The 21,014-nt window shown below is 54.9% G+C and carries 20 protein-coding genes and 1 pseudogene; 8 read left to right on the top strand and 13 right to left on the bottom strand.

Annotated features, from left to right (window positions below; genetic code table 11):
* Positions 1 to 29: 29 nt before the first annotated feature.
* The 12 genes from trpS to pilM form a co-directional block, all read right to left on the bottom strand.
* On the bottom strand, positions 30 to 1,034 hold the full coding sequence (gene trpS / locus KAJ71_RS14940; protein ID WP_248946464.1) for a tryptophan--tRNA ligase: 1,005 nt from the start codon (positions 1,032 to 1,034) through the stop codon (positions 30 to 32).
* Between the two features lie 2 nt (positions 1,035 to 1,036).
* The gene (locus tag KAJ71_RS14945) at positions 1,037 to 1,735 is read right to left on the bottom strand and encodes a phosphoglycolate phosphatase (RefSeq protein ID WP_248946465.1); all 699 of its coding nucleotides are present in this window, start codon (positions 1,733 to 1,735) and stop codon (positions 1,037 to 1,039) included.
* On the bottom strand, positions 1,728 to 2,405 hold the full coding sequence (gene rpe, locus KAJ71_RS14950) for a ribulose-phosphate 3-epimerase (protein ID WP_024482734.1): 678 nt from the start codon (positions 2,403 to 2,405) through the stop codon (positions 1,728 to 1,730). The genes KAJ71_RS14945 and rpe overlap by 8 nt, the downstream gene beginning before the upstream one ends.
* A gap of 26 nt (positions 2,406 to 2,431) precedes the next feature.
* Complete coding sequence (gene dam, locus KAJ71_RS14955) at positions 2,432 to 3,253, bottom strand: adenine-specific DNA-methyltransferase (protein ID WP_248946467.1); 822 nt, start codon at positions 3,251 to 3,253, stop codon at positions 2,432 to 2,434.
* A gap of 84 nt (positions 3,254 to 3,337) precedes the next feature.
* Positions 3,338 to 4,330, bottom strand: a complete 993-nt coding sequence (locus KAJ71_RS14960; protein WP_248946469.1) for an SPOR domain-containing protein — start codon at positions 4,328 to 4,330, stop codon at positions 3,338 to 3,340.
* Between the two features lie 252 nt (positions 4,331 to 4,582).
* On the bottom strand, positions 4,583 to 5,680 hold the full coding sequence (gene aroB / locus KAJ71_RS14965; RefSeq protein ID WP_248946471.1) for a 3-dehydroquinate synthase: 1,098 nt from the start codon (positions 5,678 to 5,680) through the stop codon (positions 4,583 to 4,585).
* Positions 5,681 to 5,774: 94 nt separating this feature from the next.
* Positions 5,775 to 6,296 (bottom strand): shikimate kinase AroK, encoded by a 522-nt coding sequence (gene aroK / locus KAJ71_RS14970; RefSeq protein ID WP_005271698.1) that lies wholly within the window; start codon positions 6,294 to 6,296, stop codon positions 5,775 to 5,777.
* Between the two features lie 552 nt (positions 6,297 to 6,848).
* Positions 6,849 to 8,096 (bottom strand): DNA uptake porin HofQ, encoded by a 1,248-nt coding sequence (gene hofQ / locus KAJ71_RS14975; RefSeq protein ID WP_248946473.1) that lies wholly within the window; start codon positions 8,094 to 8,096, stop codon positions 6,849 to 6,851.
* A 9-nt stretch (positions 8,097 to 8,105) separates the two neighbouring features.
* Entirely contained in the window at positions 8,106 to 8,453 is a 348-nt protein-coding gene (locus KAJ71_RS14980; RefSeq protein WP_248946474.1) for a hypothetical protein, read from the bottom strand.
* Positions 8,446 to 8,955, bottom strand: coding sequence for a hypothetical protein (locus KAJ71_RS14985; protein ID WP_248946475.1), 510 nt, complete (start codon positions 8,953 to 8,955; stop codon positions 8,446 to 8,448). Before KAJ71_RS14985 ends, KAJ71_RS14980 begins: the two co-directional genes overlap by 8 nt.
* A complete protein-coding gene (locus KAJ71_RS14990; protein ID WP_248946477.1) occupies positions 8,948 to 9,484 on the bottom strand; it encodes a PilN domain-containing protein in 537 nt (178 codons plus the stop codon). The genes KAJ71_RS14985 and KAJ71_RS14990 overlap by 8 nt, the downstream gene beginning before the upstream one ends.
* Complete coding sequence (gene pilM / locus KAJ71_RS14995) at positions 9,484 to 10,326, bottom strand: type IV pilus biogenesis protein PilM (protein ID WP_248946479.1); 843 nt, start codon at positions 10,324 to 10,326, stop codon at positions 9,484 to 9,486. Before pilM ends, KAJ71_RS14990 begins: the two co-directional genes overlap by 1 nt.
* A 121-nt stretch (positions 10,327 to 10,447) precedes the next feature.
* Between pilM and mrcA the strand changes: the two genes are divergently transcribed.
* Complete coding sequence (mrcA, locus tag KAJ71_RS15000) at positions 10,448 to 13,006, top strand: peptidoglycan glycosyltransferase/peptidoglycan DD-transpeptidase MrcA (protein WP_248946480.1); 2,559 nt, start codon at positions 10,448 to 10,450, stop codon at positions 13,004 to 13,006.
* Between the two features lie 94 nt (positions 13,007 to 13,100).
* Here mrcA and nudE read toward each other — a convergent pair whose 3' ends face one another.
* Positions 13,101 to 13,649, bottom strand: a complete 549-nt coding sequence (nudE, locus tag KAJ71_RS15005; protein ID WP_248946482.1) for an ADP compounds hydrolase NudE — start codon at positions 13,647 to 13,649, stop codon at positions 13,101 to 13,103.
* A 447-nt stretch (positions 13,650 to 14,096) separates the two neighbouring features.
* Between nudE and KAJ71_RS15010 the strand changes: the two genes are divergently transcribed.
* From KAJ71_RS15010 to KAJ71_RS15040, 7 genes and pseudogenes are all read left to right on the top strand, one after another.
* A complete protein-coding gene (locus tag KAJ71_RS15010; protein WP_248946483.1) occupies positions 14,097 to 16,235 on the top strand; it encodes an intracellular growth attenuator family protein in 2,139 nt (712 codons plus the stop codon).
* A gap of 85 nt (positions 16,236 to 16,320) precedes the next feature.
* A complete protein-coding gene (yrfG, locus tag KAJ71_RS15015) occupies positions 16,321 to 17,001 on the top strand; it encodes a GMP/IMP nucleotidase (RefSeq protein WP_248946484.1) in 681 nt (226 codons plus the stop codon).
* Entirely contained in the window at positions 16,998 to 17,405 is a 408-nt protein-coding gene (gene hslR / locus KAJ71_RS15020; protein ID WP_248946486.1) for a ribosome-associated heat shock protein Hsp15, read from the top strand. Before yrfG ends, hslR begins: the two co-directional genes overlap by 4 nt.
* Before the next feature lie 25 nt (positions 17,406 to 17,430).
* On the top strand, positions 17,431 to 18,309 hold the full coding sequence (gene hslO, locus KAJ71_RS15025; RefSeq protein WP_248946487.1) for an Hsp33 family molecular chaperone HslO: 879 nt from the start codon (positions 17,431 to 17,433) through the stop codon (positions 18,307 to 18,309).
* Positions 18,310 to 18,509: 200 nt separating this feature from the next.
* Positions 18,510 to 20,129: a phosphoenolpyruvate carboxykinase (ATP) gene (pckA, locus tag KAJ71_RS15030; RefSeq protein ID WP_024482749.1), complete on the top strand. Its 1,620-nt coding sequence runs from the start codon at positions 18,510 to 18,512 to the stop codon at positions 20,127 to 20,129.
* 124 nt (positions 20,130 to 20,253) lie between these two features.
* Positions 20,254 to 20,514 carry a FitA-like ribbon-helix-helix domain-containing protein gene (locus tag KAJ71_RS15035; protein ID WP_059199455.1) on the top strand — a complete coding sequence of 87 codons (261 nt, stop codon included), beginning with the start codon at positions 20,254 to 20,256 and terminating at the stop codon, positions 20,512 to 20,514.
* A pseudogene (locus KAJ71_RS15040) lies at positions 20,511 to 20,981 on the top strand (type II toxin-antitoxin system VapC family toxin). Before KAJ71_RS15035 ends, KAJ71_RS15040 begins: the two are co-directional and overlap by 4 nt.
* Positions 20,982 to 21,014: the final 33 nt, after the last annotated feature.

A 21,014-nucleotide genomic window follows, 5' to 3' on the forward strand; every position in this document is an offset into this window, starting at 1 on the left:
GATTTAGGCTGGGGCTTTGTCTGCATCCATTATGGATGCGGTACAAACCCTACGGCTTCATATACCTTCGCCAAGGTTTCCTGAGCACGAGCACGGGCTTTCGCCGCGCCATCACGCATCACCTGTTGCAGGAATGCCTCATCGTTGCGGAAACGGTGGTAACGCTCTTGCAGCTCAACCAACATACCAGACACGGCCTCTGCTACGGCACCCTTCAGGTGACCATACATCTGCCCCTCAAACTCGGCTTCCAGTTGGGCAATGCTCTTGCCGGTCACGCCGGAAAGGATATCCAGCAGGTTAGACACTCCCGCTTTATTGGCAACATCATAACGAATGACCGGCGGATCCTGGGAATCGGTCATCGCACGTTTGATCTTCTTGGTCACCGCCTTCGGATCTTCCAGCAGGCCGATCACGTTGTTACGGTTATCGTCCGACTTGGACATCTTCTTGGTTGGCTCTTGCAGCGACATCACGCGCGCGCCGGATTTCGGGATAAACGGCTCCGGCACCTTGAACACGTCGCCGTACAGCGCGTTAAAACGCTGGCCAACGTCACGGCTCAGTTCCAGATGCTGTTTCTGATCTTCACCGACAGGCACCTGATTGGTCTGGTACAGCAGAATGTCTGCCGCCATTAGTACCGGATAGCTGAACAGACCGGCGTTGATGTTTTCCGCATAGCGCGACGACTTGTCTTTAAACTGGGTCATACGACTCAGTTCACCGAAATAGGTGTAGCAGTTCAGCACCCAGCTCAGTTGCGTATGTTCCGGCACATGGGACTGTACGAAGATGGTGCTTTTCTCTGGATCGATACCACAGGCCAAGTACAGCGCCAGCGTATCCAGGGTGGCTTTTCGCAGCTGTTGTGCATCCTGACGCACGGTGATGGCATGCAGATCGACGATGCAATAGATGCAATCAAACTCGTCCTGCAGCTGCACCCACTGGCGCAGCGCCCCCATGTAGTTGCCGATAGTCAGTTCACCGGACGGCTGCGCGCCGCTGAAAACGATGGGCTTACTCATAGTTAAATTTCCCGATCTTCTAAAGATGACAGCCCAAGTGCGGGCAACAAATCGGCGAAGCGCTCCAACACGCGGTCAGGGTGGCTCAGGGCGATCGCTTCACCGTAGTTATATCCGTAAGTCAGACCGACGCTCGGGCAACCTGCCGCCTGCGCCGCCTGAATATCATTGCGCGAATCCCCGACGAACAGCACTTCACCGGCCCGCAGGCCAAGCTTGCCGAACACCAGATACAGCGGAGCAGGATGTGGCTTTTTCTCCACCACATCGTCGCCGCCGATGATCAGCGAGAAAAAGTCGATAATGCCGAGGGCCGTCAGCAAAGGAGCGACAAAGGGGGTAGGTTTGTTGGTGACCAGCGCCAGCGGGTAGCCAAGCTTGGCCAACTGGGTCAGCGTCTCTGTCACCTGTGGGAACAGGCGGCTGCCGCTCTCGACGGTTTGCGCATAGAAATGGTCGAAACGTTGACGCATTTGCAGGCACAGTTCCGAAGTGGCTTCCACCTCAGCCCAACGCAGCGCACGTTGGACTAATACATCGGCACCGTTACCAATCCAGGTTCCGACACGGGCCTCACCGGCCTGCGGCAGATCCATTTCCGCCAACGCCAGATCGATGGCCGCGGCCAAACCCGGCGCACTGTCTACCAGCGTGCCGTCGAGATCGAAGGCCAGACCGCGGATAGCGCTAAAATCAGCCATGACTTACCTTCGCCAGTTCGCTACGCATTTGATCGATTACCGCACGGTAATCCGGCTTGCCAAAGATGGCCGAGCCTGCCACGAACATGTCCGCACCCGCCGCTGCGATCTCGGCAATGTTGTCTACCTTCACGCCGCCGTCAACTTCCAGGCGAATATCGCGGCCGCTTTCGTCGATCAGTTTGCGAACCTGACGCAGCTTGTCTAACGTGCCGTGGATAAAGGATTGGCCGCCAAAACCGGGGTTGACCGACATCAGCAGGATCACGTCGATCTTGTCCATCACGTAATCGAGATAGCTCAACGGGGTCGCTGGGTTAAATACCAGGCCCGCCTTGCAGCCGTTCTCTTTGATCAGTTGGATGGTGCGGTCGACGTGTTCGGAAGCTTCGGGATGGAAAGAGATGTAGGTTGCCCCTGCCTTGGCAAAGTCCGGCACGATGCGATCGACCGGTTTTACCATCAGATGGACGTCAATCGGCGCGGTAATGCCGTAATTGCGTAAGGCTTCGCACACCATTGGCCCAATCGTCAGATTAGGTACGTAGTGGTTATCCATCACGTCAAAATGCACCACATCGGCACCGGCGGCCAACACCTTGGCAGTATCTTCACCCAAGCGGGCAAAATCTGCAGACAGAATGGACGGGGCAATCAAAAACTTTTTCATCCGCTTCTCCAAACGTAGGGTTCGAGTTATTCAGCTTTTTTGTACAGCGCCAGAAGTTCGTTCACTTTACTGCGGCCTAAAATATTGCGGCTGATGGTGCGACGAGCCTTCACCACATGCAGCGAAGCATGCTGATACCAGTCACGCGTCAGCTCGGTGTCATGGTTGGAAATCAACACCGGCACCTGGCTTTCAACCGACAGCTGATGCGCAATGCGCGCCAACCCTTGTTGATCAGCCAAACTGAAGCTGTTGGTGTGATAGGCGGTAAAATTCGCCGTTGCCGACAGAGGAGCATAAGGAGGATCGCAATAGACCACCGCCCCTTGGGTCGCCTTCACCATGGTAGCGTGATAGTGCTCGCAGACAAAAGTGGCATTGCGTGACTTTTCAGCAAACCAATACAGCTCTTCTTCCGGGAAGTAGGGTTTCTTGTAACGCCCAAACGGCACATTAAACTCACCACTCAGGTTATAGCGGCACAGGCCGTTATAGCAGTGGCGGTTCAGATACAGGAACAGCAGCGCGCGCCGATACTCATCAGTGGTGGTGTTGAACTCTTCACGCAGCAGGTAGAACTGGTCTGAGTTATTGAATTCGTCGGTGAAAAGCAAGCGGGCATCGCGCACGAAATCATTCGTGCGCAGCTTAACGATGTTATACAGGCTGATAAGGTCGCTGTTGATATCGGCGAGAATATAAGCCTCGTACTCTGTGTTCAGGAAGACTGAACCCGCGCCCACGAAGGGCTCGATTAAGCAGTTACCCTCTGGTAAATGACGACGGATCTCGTCTATCAGCGGGTATTTTCCACCAGCCCATTTTAAAAAAGCGCGGTTTTTCTTCATGCCGTCAGTTAGCTACTTATTACAATTCAGAGCGGCGGATATGTACTCTGCTTCAGACAGCACATCAGCGCACAAAATTAATGATTATTTTTTCAGGTCTTGCTGTACTTGCTGTACAGGGCGGACCCATGGTTTTTTCGCCTGAACGTCCGCCGGCAGCGTAGCGATAGCACGCTTGGCCTCCGCCGAAGAAGCGTAGTTGCCGCTCACTAACACATACCAGGGTTTACCATCACGCTTAGTCTCATACACCATAAAGTGTGGCAAATTCTGTTGCTTGGCAAAGGCATTCAACGTATCGGAGCGTGAGGCACTGCTCAACTGCAGCGTGTAATGGCTACCCGGTGCGGTTTTCAGTGAGCTTCCGCTGCCGCTCACCACACCACTCTTGCCTTTGGCCGGTGGGGTGTAAACCGTGGTGGTGGTCGCAGAAGGTTTGACCGATGCTGTCGGCTTAGTTGCTGCTGGCTTGGTGGCAGGCGTTTTATGCGGCTGCGTCGCAGCGGTTGCATTGTTATTCGCCGCCGGACGCGCGGCAACACCGTTCATCACGGTCGCCGGAGCGGTTGGCAAAGCGGAAACTGGGGCATTAATATTTTGCGCGGCAGCAGCATCAACCTGACCTTGCTGTGATGACAAGGCATCGGCCATGTTGCCAGGCAGATCGACACGCTCACCAGCACCGCCCTGTGACGCTACAGGCTGTGCTTCGGTCGGCGTGCTGGAGATCGGTGGGACACTAACAGTCTGAGGCTGAGAGGTACTGACACCGTTGTTATCGTTGGTATCCGTAGTGCCGCCCGCAACGCCGTTGTTGCTGGTGGTCAGCGACGATGAGCCCGACAGATTGATGTCGCGGGTTGCCCCTTGTTGCGCAACCTCGTGCTTGGTGGGGGCCTTCAGCGCCGAACCGATACCGATGATCAGCAACAGCAGTACCAAAATGCCAATCCCAATCATCATATGCTGGCGTGAAACGGCAAAACGCGGCCCAGTTGCGGCTGGCCGACGTGAACGCGAAGGACGGCGATCGCTGGTATCAGGCCTGAGATCGTCTTCTGGTTTAAATTCATCCATCTGAAACCCTCCAACTAGAGGCAAAATCTCGCCACCTAGGTGGTTAGAGACTATTAACCCGATGATGGCAAAGCGACATCTGTCTCGCCCTGCGCACTAATTAATATAAAGTCTAACAGCAGCCAAGCTACTGTTATAGCCCGCAAGCTCAAGCACTGTCGACCTGCGTCAAATTACGCCATCCATGGAATTGCCCGGCGGGCAAGGTACAGCCGACCTGGCGAAACGTTAACGCTATTGAGTGTAACCGACTTACGCGCGCTGTGTTGGTAAACAGTCAGCGATGGATGCCAGCACCAGCTCATGGTCAACACCGCCACGAACTTCTGCTTCACCAATGCCCTTCGGCAATACCAAACGCAACGCCCCCGCCAACACTTTTTTATCACGCAGCATGTGTGGCAGATAGGCCTCAGGCGCCATCTCCTGCGGCCCGCAAACCGGCAACCCGGCGCGTAACAGCAGCGCCTTGATCCGTACGATGTCGTCAGCCGCGAACTGGCCCAGGCGGCGTGCTGTTTCAGCAGCCATCACCATGCCAGCCGCCACGGCCTCACCATGCAGCCAGACACCGTAGCCCATTTCGGCTTCGATGGCATGGCCGTAGGTATGGCCCAGATTGAGCAACGCCCGCAGACCGTTTTCACGTTCATCGGCGGCCACCACTTCGGCCTTCAATTCGCAACAGTGGCGAATACAGTACGCTAACGCGTCCATATCCAGCGCAACCAGCGCATCAATATTATTTTCCAGCCAGACGAAAAAATCACCATCGAGAATAATCCCGTACTTGATCACTTCCGCCAGACCAGAGGAGAGTTCACGCGCCGGTAAAGTACGCAGGCAGTCCAGATCTACCACCACCGAAGCCGGTTGGTAGAAGGCGCCGATCATATTTTTACCGAGCGGATGATTGACGGCGGTTTTGCCGCCAACGGAGGAATCCACCTGCGAGAGCAGCGTGGTAGGAACCTGGATAAAACGCACACCGCGTTGATAGCACGCGCTAGCAAAGCCGGTCAGATCGCCAATCACGCCGCCGCCGAGGGCAATTAGCGTGGTATCGCGACCGTGGGGCTTTTCCAGCAGCGCCGAGAACACCTGCTCGAGTACGGCCAGAGATTTATACTGTTCGCCATCAGGTAAAATCACCTGATCCACCACTACGCCGCCCTGTTCCAGCACCGACCGGATACGCTCCAGATACAACGGTGCCAAAGTCTGGTTGGTGACCAGCATGACCTGTTCACCCGCCTTTAGCGGCATAAAAGAAGCCGGATCGTCAAACAATCCGGCGGCTATGGTAATCGGGTAGCTACGCTCCCCAAGCGTTACGGTAATTCTCTCCATGTCGCGCTCAGTTCTCGGTGTGGTTTATCCCCGCCAACGCGGGGAACACAATCAGAATTTCCGCATTTGCCCGCGGCCAACACGGAACCCGCTATCAGTTACTTTCCAGCATGTTGATAATCTGGTTGGCAACCACTTTAGCGCTTTGATCGTCGGTGCGGATAGTGACATCTGCAATTTCTTCGTACAACGGATTACGCTCTCTAGCCAGCGCTTCCAGCACCTCACGCGGAGGAGAGTCTACCTGCAGCAGCGGACGCTTCTTGTCGCGCTGGGTACGGGCCAACTGCTTCTCGATAGTGGTTTCCAAATAGACCACGACACCACGCGCCGACAGGCGGTTACGCGTTTCACGCGACTTAACCGAGCCTCCGCCGGTAGCCAGCACAATCCCTTGCTTTTCCGTCAGTTCATTAATGACTTTTTCTTCACGATCGCGGAAACCTTCTTCCCCTTCCACGTCGAATACCCAGCCCACGTCAGCTCCGGTACGTCGCTCAATTTCTTGATCGGAGTCGAAAAACTCCATATTGAGTTGCTGAGCTAACTGACGGCCAATAGTGCTTTTGCCGGCACCCATAGGCCCAACCAGAAAGATATTGCGTTTCTCTGCCATGTTTTTCGGTATTACTAAGACAATTCGTTAATGATAACCCGCCCCGCCAATCAAATTAGCGGCGGGACCTAAACTGAAACCTCATGAGCGATAGTGCGAGATCAGACGAAAAATTATCTCAACACTCTTGGTAGTTTGGCAACCGAATAAATCACTATCCACGCCGCAGGAGGGAAACCATACGTTTTTAACGGCGTCTTATACCCTATGGATCCCAGGTTTCAGCCTGGAAGACGACGGGTACAGCATTAACAAAAAAACCTCGGTGCTCAATTCGGTAACCCTTGTAAGCTAAATCTGCCGCAGCGTCAAACTCAGATGCCTCTAAGGCACGAAAAAAAGTGCATTTGCTTGCCAACTTTTAAGCGTTTTCAACGGCTAGGATCTTGGACTAATACCTCATGAACCAAGCATTGCAGCGAGATCTCCGCCTAGAGTTTATCTGAAAAAGTAACAAGATGTCGTAATCTGGCAGATTAACGATAACTTTCGCCGGTTTCCCTCATTTGGCCTTCGCGTCGTCACCGCGCCAAACATCACGATCGAGACAATTTAAACCTTGATCAGCGTCGGAGTGATGAAAATCACCAGTTCGCGCCTTTTATGCTGCTGGTTGCTGTGTTTGAACAGCGCTCCCAACAGGGGGATATCGCCCACGCCAGGGACTTTATCGGCCGCCTGAGTGCGCTGGCGCTGAAAAATGCCCCCTAAGACAATGGTTTCACCATCTTTCACCGTCACCTGGGTTTTAATCTCCTGCTTGTCGATCGCCAGCGCCTCTCCTTCGCCCTGTTTAATCGAACGCCCGGGCATATTCTGGCTGATCTGTAACGTCAGGGTGATGCGGCCATTGGGTAAAATCTTTGGCGTGACTTCCATGCCCAGCACCGCGTCCTTGAATTCGATCGAGGTGGCACCGCTGGAACCGCTCGACACCTCGTAGGGGATTTCCGTGCCCTGCTTAATGCTGGCGGTTTGCAGATGTGCGGTAAGCAGACGCGGGCTGGCGATAATCTCTACCTGATTTTCCTGCTCCAGCGCCGACAGTTCCAGATCCAGGATGCGCCCGCTGATGCGCGCCAGGTGGAAACCGGCCGTTATGGCGCTGTTCTCTACCGGCAGGCCAACGCTGAAATTGTCTATCCGCAGCGTTTTGGCTGGCCTTTCTTCTGCCGCCAGACCCCACCTTACGCCAAGCTCCCGCAAATTCTCGCTGCTGATGGTGACAATATGGGCAGCCAGCTGCACCTGTTCCAGCGGGGTATCCATCTCTGCCACCCAGGTTTTCAACTGTGCCAGCGCCTGAGCGGTGTCACGCAGCAGCAGCGCGTTGGTGCGTTTATCCACCACTACGCTGCCACGCTCGGTCAATAATTTGCCACGTTGGCTATCCAGGCTCTGGGCTATCTCGCTGGCCTCTGCGTTTTGCAGCGTGATCGTCAGGTTGTGCAACGGCTCCTGCTGCGCCAACGCCCGCTGCCGACGAAGCTGCTCCTGCTCATCCGGCAATGGAAAGACCATCATCACATTACCCTCCAGCGTCATCGTCAGCTTGCCCATGCGTAACACCACTGCCAACGCCTGCTGCCAGGGAACATTATCTAACCGCAGCGTGAGGTTGGTATCGACCCCCTCGGCTGCAACCATGTTCAAATCTTGATACTCCGCCAGCGCCTGTAAAATCAGGCTGACCGGGGTATCATGGAACGCCAGCGACACAGGTTTTTCCTGCTGTACGCTCGCCATCACCATCAACGGAAGAGCCAACCACCCCACCAAAAGCCACTGATATCCTTTCATCGCCTTTCCTTACGGTTTTTCCCCCAAAGTGAGCACCACACTGCCCGTGCGTGGCCGACATACCTCTGCCCCATTCTGCGCAACGAGTTCAAGCTGCCGGGGCCGGATCTGCATCACTTGCCACTCTCCATCCAGCACCCGCTGCCGGGGCAATAACCCTAACCACTGCCCCTGCGGGGTGACCACCCAGCCATAGCGCAACTCAGGCGTGCCAATAATCCCTTTCAGCCACCAGCCAGCCGGTGAAACGGCAGGAGCGGCACAGGCCACCGTTAACGGTGGCTGGAACGGATCGCGATACTGTTCAGCCCACAGCGGGGGCGAGAACAGCAGCAAACACCACCACGCCTTATTCATCCACCACCTCTTTTGGGCTAACCAGAATCAGTTGAGTGGTTAACCCTTCGGGCTGCCTCTCGATCTTCATTTGCCCAATCCTGCGGGTGGATGGCAACTCTTCCATCAAGCGCAGCAAGCCCACGTAATCTAGCTGTAGCCTTATCTTTTGCTGGGCTGGATTCTCCTGCTGCTGGAAACGTAGCAGCCGCCCCCCAAGCTGATAGAGCTGAGCACCAAAATCCCCCGGCTCATCAGGCACGATCAAAACCTGCTGCCCCAAACGCTGCTCAAGCTCCGCTAACGGCGGTAGCCGGCTCAGTTGCTGCTGATGCTCTGCAATCTGGAGTTCCAACTGCTGACGTTGTTCATCCAGCCTTTCCCACCGTTGCCATTCCCCCGAGATCATCCCAATGTAGGCCAACAGCCCAACCCCGGTTAATACCAACCATTGAGCCGCCAGCAGCTGCCAACCAGGTCGGGCGAGCCAGGGGAGCAACCAGTCTTGCAGGGGCTTATCCATCCTGCCCCCAGCGTGCCGTGAAAGTGAACGCCAACCCTCCCTCCTTGCGCTGTGTGACTTCAACCAGGCGGCAGCCCTGCAGCAAAGGTAGCGCGGCCAACCGCCGCTCAAAGGTAACGATCTCCGCATACCCCCCACCTCGCCCCCGCAGCGAGATCCCCTTGGGATCTCCTTCAAACCCCGTAAGCCACAGAGTGTCAGGCAGCGTTACCGAGAGCTGTTGCAATAGCGACAGGTAACGCAGGTTCAGCGCACGATTGTGCTGGTAACGGGCGTTTTCTGCGGCCAAACGGGCCAATTCGGCCATCATTTTCTGCGTCTGTTGAATACGCCCTGCCATCTCAGTGTCTTGCTGCGTTAAGCCCTGCAGCATCGAATGTTGCCTTGCCTGTTGGTAGTTCAGCAAAAAGTAGACTGCCGCGAGCATAGCCAGCACCAACAGCAATTGAACAACGAAACAGCGTAACCAGAAGGTATAGCGCTGCCGCTGCCGTCTGAGGCGCCAGGGTAATAGATTGACCTGATACATCAGGCATCCTCGCGGCGCAGCGCCAACCCGCCAGCCAGAACAAACGCCATCGGCTGAGAAGGCAGCGGTGGATATAAGCGGCTGAAAGCCGTGAACGGTGACCAAGGCATGGCGCCTTCCGGAGCGGCCTCGTCCAGCACGCTGCTGTAATACACCTCTTTAGCCCCCAGAGCTGGGCAAGCTGAGCGCATAGCTGCCAACGCCTGCTTGACGCTGACGGCCTCCCCCGCAGGCAAAACGCCATAAGTAAAGGGCATCGCTCGCGGTGCAACCCATAGCCATTCCGACTCCAGGCGGTGCAGCAGCCCAGCATCGGGAGCCAGGCCAGCAAATGCCGCCATCATGCTTAGCGCGTTGGGCGCGATATCGATCACATGGGGATGCAGATCCGCCTGTTGCAGGCAATGCAGCCATTGTTGCAGCTCCTGCTGGCGGGCTGCGGTGAGCAACAACTGATGGGTATTGGGCTGCGCCTGGCGGTAATCCATTGCTAACGTCTGGCTGTCTAACGGAAACTGTTTCAGGCCTTGGGTAGTGATGTAATCGTGGCGAACCGGCTCCTGCAGGCGGAGGTCTGGCAAGGGCAACGTCTGCTGTAAAACCCGCTGCGCGGGTAAAGCAATGCGTAAGGAAATATGTCTTGGTAACCGGCTACGCCACTGCTTGAGTACCGTCACCAGCATTTCCGAACTCTCTAAATGCCCCGCCCGCAGCGCCGAGTGTGGCAATGCCTGTTGCCACCAGTGGCGCAATTGCCAACCGTTGCGACGACGCTGTGCAGCCAGCGCTCTGATGCTGTGATCCTGGATATCCAACCCCACCTGCCACGTTTGAGAAAACATATTTCACCCCACCTCCATACCCTCAGATAACAAAAGAACATATCCATGTTGCAGGCTTGCCTTTATACTACCGCGCGGTTGTTTATAAACTGCCCAATTGACATGAAATGGGAAATCTCAGGTGAAGTTCGTAAAGTATCTTTTAATCCTTGCAGTGTTTTGCATCGTGCTGGGAGCAGCCTCGATTTTTGGCTTGTACAAATATGTCGAGCCACAGCTGCCCGATGTCGCAACGCTGAAAGACGTGCGGCTACAAATCCCAATGCAGGTTTACAGCGCTGAGGGCGAACTGATCGCCCAATATGGTGAAAAACGCCGTATTCCTCTCAAGCTGGACCAAATCCCACCGGTGATGGTGCATGCCTTCATCGCCACGGAGGACAGCCGTTTCTATGATCATCACGGAGTCGATCCCGTTGGTATCTTCCGTGCCGCGTCGGTCGCGCTGGTTTCCGGCCATGCTTCGCAGGGGGCCAGTACCATCACCCAGCAGTTGGCCAGAAACTTCTTCTTGAGCCCGGAACGCACCTTGATGCGCAAAATCAAGGAAGCCTTCCTGGCAATCCGCATTGAACAGATGCTGACCAAGGATGAAATTCTTGAGCTGTATCTGAACAAAATCTATCTGGGTTACCGCGCTTATGGCGTGGGTGCTGCCGCGCACGTCTATTTTGGTAAAGATGTCAGCCAACTGACGCTGAGCGAAATGGCCACCATTGCCGGGTTACCCAAAGCACCTTCCACCTTTAACCCGCTGTACTCCCACGATCGCTCAGTAGCGCGTCGTAACGTGGTGCTATCGCGGATGTTGGATGAGCGTTACATCACGCAGGCGCAGTACGATCAGGCCCGCAGTGAACCTTTGGTGGCCAATTACCATGCGCCGGAAATCAGCTTCTCTGCCCCTTATCTTTCAGAGCTGGTCCGTCAGGAGATGATCAAGCGTTACGGTGAAAACGCCTATACCGACGGTTACAAGGTGTACACCACCATCACCAAGCGGCTGCAGCTGGGCGCGCAGGAGGCGGTACGTAACAACATCCTCAACTACGACATGCGCCACGGCTATCGCGGCCCGTCAAACGTGCTGTGGAAAGTAGGTGAGCCAGCCTGGGATCAGAAACAGATTGTCGATTCCCTGAAGAACCTGCCGAACTACGGCCCGCTGTCTCCTGCGGTGATCCTGCAGACAGATGCCGAACAGGCTACCGCCATGCTGGCCGATGGCAGCCGCATTGCGCTCCCCATGTCTGGTATGCGCTGGGCACGTGCGTTCAAGAGCGATACTGTGCAAGGTTCTACGCCGAAGCGCGTCACCGACGTGGTGCAGCCCGGCCAGCAGATCTGGGTGCGTAAAGTTAACGACAACTGGTGGCTGTCACAGGTTCCGGACGTGAACTCGGCGCTGGTGTCGCTCGATCCTAACACTGGCGCTATCAAGGCGTTGGTCGGCGGCTTCGATTTCAACCAGAGCAAGTTCAACCGCGCAACCCAGGCACTGCGCCAAGTGGGCTCCAACATCAAACCGTTCCTGTACACCGCGGCAATGGACAAGGGTCTGACGTTGGCCTCCATCCTCAACGATCTGCCGATCACCCGTTGGGATGCCGGTGCCGGTACCGACTGGCGGCCGAAAAACTCTCCGCCAACTTACGTCGGTCCTATCCGGCTGCGCCAAGGCCTTGGCCAATCGAAAAACGTGGTGATGGTGCGGGCAATGCGCGCCATGGGCGTGGACTATGCCGCTGAATATCTGCAACGCTTTGGTTTCCCTGCGCAAAACATCGTGCATTCGGAATCTCTGGCGCTGGGCTCGGCTTCGTTCACCCCGCTACAGGTGGCACGCGGCTATGCCGTGTTGGCCAACGGTGGCTATCTGGTTGACCCATACTTCATCACCAAGATCGAAGACGATACCGGTAACGCGATATTCGAAGCCAAACCCAAAGTGGTCTGCGACAGCTGTAACCTGCCGGTGATTTACGGTGATACGCATCGTTCGGCCATGCTTTCCGATGATAACACCGAGAACGTGGCGGTCTCGCAGGAAGGCAACAATGCCAACGTACCGATGCCGCAACTTGAGCAGGTTACCCCGGCACAGATGCAGCAGGATAACGACCAGCAGTATGCACCACATGTGATCAGCACCCCGCTGTCGTTCCTGATCCGTGATGCGTTGAACACCAATATCTTCGGTGAACCAGGTTGGATGGGTACGGGTTGGCGCGCAGGCCGCGACCTTAAACGCCATGATATCGGCGGCAAAACCGGTACCACCAACAGTTCGAAAGATGCCTGGTTCTCCGGCTACGGCCCAGAAACAGTAACATCGGTGTGGATCGGTTTCGACGATCACCGCCGCAATCTTGGCCGTGCCTCCGCTTCGGGTGCCATTCCCGATCAGATTTCCGGTGGTGAAGGTGGGGCAAAAAGTGCTCAACCGGCTTGGGATGATTTTATGAAGGTAGCGCTGGAAGGCCTGCCAGAACAGAAAGTCACACCACCGCCGGGGATTGTCAGCGTGACCATCGACAAGAGCACAGGCAAACTGTCCAATGGGGGCGGGGGTAGCCGTTCCGAGTACTTTATCGAAGGTACTCAACCCACGGAGTTCTCGGTACATGATGCCGGAACCACCCTGACAGATCCTGGTGGCGAAAGCCACGAGCTGTTCTAAAAGCAACAATGGCCGGAGCAATCTGGCCATTTTTTTATCTTAACTGTCGGATGCAACGCCCCTACACGACGTAGCCGGTGGAAGCAGGTTAGCGTTAACCGCGCAGGAATGCCTCTGTCAGGAACAGTGCGCTGACGTTCCGCGCCTCACGGAAGTCCGGTTCAGCCAGCAGTGCCATCATGTTGGCTATTGGCCAACGCACCTGTGGCAACGGTTCTGGCTCGTCCCCCTCCAGGCTTTGCGCATAGAGATCGTGCGCCAGTACGATGTTCATCTGGCTGGAAAAATAGGAAGGAGCCATCGTCAGTTTGCTGAGGAAATCAAAACGCCCGGCCCCAAAGCCGACTTCTTCCATCAGTTCACGGTTAGCGGCTTCCAATACCCCTTCACCAGGATCGATCAGCCCTTTGGGGAAGCCCAGTTCATAGGATTCAGTGCCCACCGCATATTCACGGATCAGCAGCAAATCATCTCCTATCACCGGCACAATCATCACTGCTTCACGTTCCGAAGGGCGCATACGCTCATAGACCCGCCGCACACCGTTACTGAACTCCAGATCGACTGACTCAACGTTAAATAAACGCGAGCGCGCGACCGTTTCTACTTTCAGAATTTTAGGTTTTTGCAGGTGTTTATCCATGATTGCCTCAAATAGGTTAACCGCCTAATAGGCTGAATATTCAGCACTCTCAGGCAAGTAACCAGGATAATAATATGCGCGTTGTGCCAGACAGCAAGAGGGGCAAGCGCTGGCTAAACTCGATCTTGATCACATTGTGCGTTAATGGGAACCATTACCGCAACGAACTTAGCCTGTAATTTACTTTTTTTTAACAAACCTGACCAGCCGCCATCCAGTGGATAAAAAAGAGATAGGCAAATAAGATAATCCTGATATCCCACCATCATGAGGATTGCTATGCTCACACAGGTAGAAAATCGTACGGTGAATGCCCAACGATAACCACGAATGAGAGCCGGATAACAATTTAACGGTGGGTCATTCTATCTCTGGGCGGTTAACTCCGTATAATGTCAGGCTTTGCGGTTAGGATTGGCGGTTTCATGGGCGTAGGACGAGAATAGCATGAGCACAGTAGCGTTGATATTGGCCTTAGCGCTAGCCTGCCTGATCGCTGCTGGCCTCTACTTATGGTTTAAATTCCGCCCCCAGCCAGCCTTGGCAGGTATCCTGCCGTTAGTCAAACCTACCCACCGCAAGCTGACCGCACCAGAACGGGCTGCGATTGAGTATTACCTCAACCAACAGAACCGTCTGGGCAACAAACTGCTGTCAGGCTCCTCTCCACTACCTTCCGTCAGGCTGGCGTTGACCACACAGAGCGATAACGTTTACCCCATCACCCATGCCATCACCCGCTATGGCCTGGCAAGCGATGAGCCCAACAACTGGCGTTACTATCTCGACTCGGAAGAGATCCATCTGCCTCCATTCTGGGAGCAGTACATCAGTGCCGATAACCACGTCGAAGTGATCAAGACCCAGACGCTGCCACTGGTGATCTCACTCAACGGCCATTCGCTGCTGGATCATATTTACGACAGCCCGCCATCGCCGGTAGTAACCGCAGCCCCGACTAGAAACGCCTCCATCCGCAAGGAAGAGAGCGAACATATTGAGTTGGTGAACATCCGCAAGGAAACCCGCGAAGAACATGAGCTCAACCGGCCGAACGGCGTCAAGGAAGCAGCCCTCATCTCTACGGCCCTACTGCTGCTGTTCCTCAGCCTGATCAGTCCGGTGGTGGTGATCCCCTGGATCATTCTGGTGGCAGTGCTGATGATCGCCTGGGGCTGCTGGCATCTGTTACGCCGCCCGGGCGAAAAAGAACTGAAAGAGGTGCACAACCTGCGCGGCACGCCAAAGCGCTGGGGGTTATTCGGCGAGTCCAATCAGGGGCAAATCAGTAATATCTCTTTGGGGATTATCGATTTGATCTATCCCCCACACTGGCTGCCTTACCTGAATGCGGATCTGGGTAAAACCACCAATATGGATATCTATCTCAACCGACAGGTAGTGCGTCAGGGGCGCTATCTTTCCCTGCATGACGAAGTGAAGCACTTCCCCTTGCAGCACTGGGGCAAAAACGCCGTATTAGCGGCCAGTTCGCTCGTGGTGCTGTTGTTACTGTTAATCTATATTCCACTCAGCCTGCCCGCTAAATTGAGCACTGCGTGGTTACAGGGCGCACAGAAAACGGAAGTCACTAGCGTTCAGGCGCTGGAGGCCATCCCGCTGCATATCGGCGACAGGCTGAAAATTCAGGGCAACGGCATGTGCTACGTCCCTTCGGGCAACAACAGCGCCACTGCACCGAGCTTTATGCCTTTCGATTGCTCGGGGATCTACTGGAATACGGCTACCCCGTTGCCACAGCCCGAGTCGGAAGTAATCGATAAAGCCGCCGCGCTGATGGCCACCATCAACCGACAACTGCACCCAAGCCCAAGCGGTTCCGATCAGAAAGTGAACCCGCAGTTGGCCAGTGCCATTGAAAAATCAGGCATGATCCTGCTGGATGACTTTGCTGATATCGTGTTGAAAACGCAGGATCTGTGCGGCACGCAGGCCGACTGTGCGCGCTTGAAGAACGCGTTGGTCAACCTGGGGAACGTCAAGAACTGGGCCGCCCTGGTGAAACGCGCCAAATCCGGGGCGCTGGAAGGCGTTAACGTCCTGCTGCGGCCGGTCAGCGCTGAATCGCTGGAAAATCTGAGCAACGCGGCCACCTCTGCCTTTGTGGTGCAGGAAACCCGTCAGGCTGCTGCAGCCCTCAACAGCCCACCACCGGGCGGTTTCTTGATCACCAGTGACGAAGGCAAACAGTTGGTGGATTATCCCCTGCCTGCACAGCCACTGAACGAATACAACCCACTTGACCAATGGAAAGAGCTACAGCGCCTTAGCAGCCTGTTACTACATACGCCGTTCCAGGCAAACGGGGTGATCACCAATATCTTTGTCGATGCTAACGGCACCCGACATATCGCCCTGCATAGTGAACCGGATATCGTGACCCTGTGGCGCTATCTTGGTGCCAGCCTGCTGTTGCTGGTGTTGGTTATCGTACTGGGTTACAACTCCTGGCGGCTGGTACAGCGCAGGCGCAAAAACCAGCATCGTCTCGCCGATATCCAGCGCTATTACGAAAACTGCTTCAACCCGCAGCTCACCCCGATATCCATACGCCCGATGGCGTAGCCTCAGCCCTGCCATCCGCCTATACTAGGCTGTATGTTTTTTTAGCATCCGCGGGATACCGCTATCCCGCCTATGGAGTTGGTACATGGTTCCTGAGTTTGACTGGCACGATATTGATACCGTACTGCTGGATATGGACGGCACCCTGCTTGATCTGGAATTCGACAGCCATTTTTGGTTAACGCTGGTACCACAGGCATTGAGTGAGCAACGAGCCATTCCCTTCGATGACGCCAGCAAAATCATTCACCAGGAATACCTGGCCGTGCAACACACCATGAACTGGTACTGCTTTGATTACTGGAGCGAGCGCCTCGGGCTGGATATCTACCAAATGACCAGCGAAGTCGGTAACCGCGCTCGATTGCGTGAAGATACCCAGCCGTTTTTGCAGGCGTTACGCGATGCCGGGCAGCGCACCATCCTGCTCACCAACGCACATCCACACAGTCTGGCGGTGAAGATTGAGCACACGGGTTTGGATCGACACCTTGATTTATTACTTTCCACCCACACATTTGGTTATCCAAAGGAAGATCAACGTCTGTGGCAGGCCGTGCAGCAGCAAACCGGTTTTGACCCGCAGCGCACGCTGTTTGTGGATGATGGTGAACCGATTCTGGATGCCGCCCGCAAGTTTGGTATCCGTTACTGCCTAGGCGTGCAAAACCCGGATTCCAGCATGGCGAGTAAAACTTTCCAGCGTTATCCGTCGATGAGCGACTACCGCCAGTTGATACCAGCGTTGGAACGGAGGGAGCAATGAAAGCCAAAGCAACACCGGATGAGGCCGTCCGCCTGGATAAATGGCTATGGGCCGCCCGATTTTATAAAACCCGCGCACTGGCCCGTGACATGATCGACGGCGGCAAGGTGCACTACAACGGGCAGCGCGGCAAGCCGAGTAAACCCGTTGAAATCAATGCCGAAATCAAGCTGCGTCAGGGTAATGACGAACGAACCATCATCGTGCTGACCCTCAACAGCCAGCGGCGTGGGGCAGACGAGGCGCAGCTGATGTATCAGGAAACCGACGCCAGCATTGCCAATCGCGAGAAAGTGGCACTGGCACGCAAAATGAATGCGCTGACCATGCCGCACCCAGACCGCCGTCCAGACAAGAAAGAGCGGCGCGATTTGATTAAATTTAAATTTGGCGAGCAGGAATAATCCCTCGCCTCAAAGAGAGAAAACTATGTCCAACCATGACCAATTACACCGTTACCTGTTCGAAAACTACGCGGTGCGCGGTGAGCTGGTTACCGTCAGCGAAACCTATCAGCACATCCTGACCAACCATGACTATCCGGCCCCGGTACAAAGCCTGCTGGGCGAGTTGCTGGTAGCCACCAGCCTGCTGACCGCCACACTGAAGTTCGACGGTGACATTACCGTTCAGGTACAAGGTGATGGCCCGCTGAAACTGGCGGTGATCAACGGCAACAATCGCCAGGAGATGCGTGGCGTAGCCCGTGTAGAAGGCGAGATTGCGGCCGACAGCACCCTGCACCAAATGCTGGGTAACGGCATTATGGTGATCACCATCAGCCCGTCTGAAGGAGAACGCTATCAGGGCGTGGTGGGTCTGGAAGGCGAAACGCTGGCCCAGTGTCTGGAAGGGTATTTCCGTCAGTCCGAACAACTGCCAACGCGCTTGTTTATCCGCACCGGCGAAGCCGAAGGCAAACCAGCGGCTGCTGGCATGCTGTTGCAGGTACTGCCCGCTCAGGATGGCAATGCCGATGATTTCGACCATCTGGTACAGTTAACCGCCACCATCAAGGATCAGGAGCTGTTCACCCTGCCGGCTAACGAAGTACTGTATCGCCTCTACCATCAGGAAGAGGTTACGCTGTACGAACCCCAGGACGTGATCTTCCGCTGCACCTGTTCACGCCAGCGCTGTGCCAATGCCTTGATTACGCTGCCAACGGAAGAAGTGGCCGATATGCTGGAACAGGATGGCAACATCGATATGCACTGTGATTACTGTGGTAATCATTATGTATTCGATGCGCTAGACATCGCCGCCCTCCACAACGGCAATGCCGACAGCAGCACCCAACTGCATTAAGCAAAACCGCGCTGTGACGTGCGTCGAGTTGTGACGCACGTCAGCTCTCACCGTTTGCACGCTTGCTTTATTCCGTGGTCTACATCTCATAACGTAACTAAAAAATGTTTAATACGTTAAATATTTGATACCTATCGCGGTTACATCTCTATGGATCCCTACAATTGTCGCCAGAAATTCTGTGATCAAGGAGTAGTGACATGCGTGTTAATGGTATAACCCACCAGGATCTTGCCGCTTATGGAATTCATAACGTTGGTGAAATCGTTCACAATCCGAGTTATGAATTACTGTTTAAGGAAGAAACGGACCCTTCACTGCAAGGGTTTGAGCGTGGAGTAGTAACCAATCTGGGTGCCGTTGCCGTCGATACCGGCATCTTCACCGGCCGTTCGCCAAAAGATAAGTACATCGTCCGTGACGATATCACCCGGGACACCGTCTGGTGGGCCGATCAAGGTAAAGGCAAGAACGATAACAAACCTCTCAGCCCTGAAGTCTGGGCAGATCTGAAAAAACTGGTCACTGAGCAGCTTTCCGGCAAGCGCCTGTTCGTGGTCGATACCTTCTGCGGCGCTAACGCAGACTCCCGCCTGAAAGTCCGCTTTATCACAGAAGTGGCCTGGCAAGCGCATTTCGTCAAAAACATGTTTATCCGCCCTAGTGATGAAGAACTGCAGGGCTTTGAGCCTGATTTCGTGGTGATGAACGGCGCCAAGTGCACCAACCCGAACTGGCAGCAGCAGGGAATGAACTCGGAAAACTTCGTGGCATTCAACCTGACCGAGCGTATGCAGCTGATCGGCGGTACCTGGTACGGCGGCGAAATGAAAAAGGGTATGTTCTCCATCATGAACTACCTGCTGCCGCTTAAAGGCATTGCTTCCATGCACTGCTCAGCCAACGTGGGCGAGAAAGGCGATGTGGCAGTGTTCTTCGGCCTGTCCGGCACCGGTAAAACCACGCTGTCCACCGATCCGAAACGCCAACTGATCGGCGATGACGAACACGGCTGGGATGACGATGGCGTCTTCAACTTCGAAGGCGGCTGCTACGCCAAGACCATCAAGCTGTCGGAAGAAGCCGAGCCAGATATCTATCACGCCATCAAGCGTGATGCGCTGCTGGAAAACGTCACCGTCCTAGCCGACGGTACCGTGGACTTCAACGACGGATCGAAAACCGAGAACACCCGCGTTTCCTATCCGATCTACCACATCCACAACATCGTCAAGCCGGTGTCTAAAGCGGGCCACGCAACCAAGGTGATCTTCCTGACTGCGGACGCCTTCGGCGTACTGCCGCCAGTGTCACGCCTGACGGCCAACCAGACCCAGTACCACTTCCTGTCCGGTTTCACCGCCAAGCTGGCCGGTACCGAGCGCGGCGTTACCGAGCCAACGCCAACCTTCTCTGCCTGCTTTGGCGCGGCATTCCTGTCACTGCACCCAACCCAGTATGCAGAAGTGCTGGTCAAACGCATGCAGGCAGCCGGAGCCCAAGCTTACCTGGTGAATACCGGCTGGAACGGCACCGGTAAGCGTATCTCGATTAAAGACACTCGCGGCATTATCGACGCCATCCTCAACGGTGAAATTGATAAGGCAGAAACCATCACGCTGCCAATCTTCGATCTGTCGATGCCAACCGCCCTGCCAGGCGTTGATCCGGCCATCCTCGATCCGCGTGCCACCTATGCCAGCATAGAACAGTGGGAAGAGAAGGCGCACGATCTGGCGAACCGCTTTATCACCAACTTCGACAAATACACCGATACCCCGGCAGGCGCTGCACTGGTCAGCTCGGGTCCAAAACTGTAATAGCGTTGATTACCCTCCTAAGCCAAGGCGCGGAACTCCGCGCCTTTTCTATTTTTTGCTTGATTTTTAGACAATCAAGCAGGAATATAAAGCAATGCTATCATTGCTAGCACAGGAGGTTTGAATGGCTACCATAACCGTCAGGGATCTAGATGATGAAATAAAAGAGCTGTTGCGCATTTCAGCGGCTAAAAATGGTCATTCCATGGAGGAGGAAGCACGCATGATCTTGAAACAGGCCTTAATGAAGAAGCCAGCGAGTTATGGCTTGGGAACCTGGATGCACCAGCACTTTGCCGAATTCGGTGGCGTAGAACTGGATATCCCGCCGCGCGACGAGATGCCACGCATAGTCACCTTTGGCGATGAAGATGACAAAGCATGATTATTCTCGACACTAATATCATTTCAGAAATGATGCGCCCCTATCCGCATTACAACGTCGTCACCTGGCTAGACGAAAAAGACAATAATGAGCTGTATCTAAGCGCGATTGTGATTGCTGAGTTGTTCAGTGGCGTTGCCCGTATGCCGGAAGGCAAGTGACAGCGGGAACTAAAAATCAAGTTGGCAGAGGCAATACAGACAAAGTTTGATGAGCAAATTCTGCCATTTGATGCAATGAGCGCAATGCAGTATGCACAACTGATGGGCCGAAACCAGCGTCAAGGGAAGTTAATGAGCATACCCGACACACAAATCGCCGCCATCTGTCTACAATATGGTGCCACCCTTGCTACGCGCAATATCAAAGATTTTCTCCATTGCGGCATTGAGTTAATCGATCCATGGCAGGCCATTGGTGATCAGCGTCTGCATGAAGAAGCGGCAGGATACGGCACAAAGCCCTGACCAGGCCACAGTGCTGCGGCCTTAAGTCAGGAT

It is taken from the genome of Serratia silvae, assembly GCF_023282985.1.
GTDB lineage: Bacteria > Pseudomonadota > Gammaproteobacteria > Enterobacterales > Enterobacteriaceae > Chania > Chania silvae.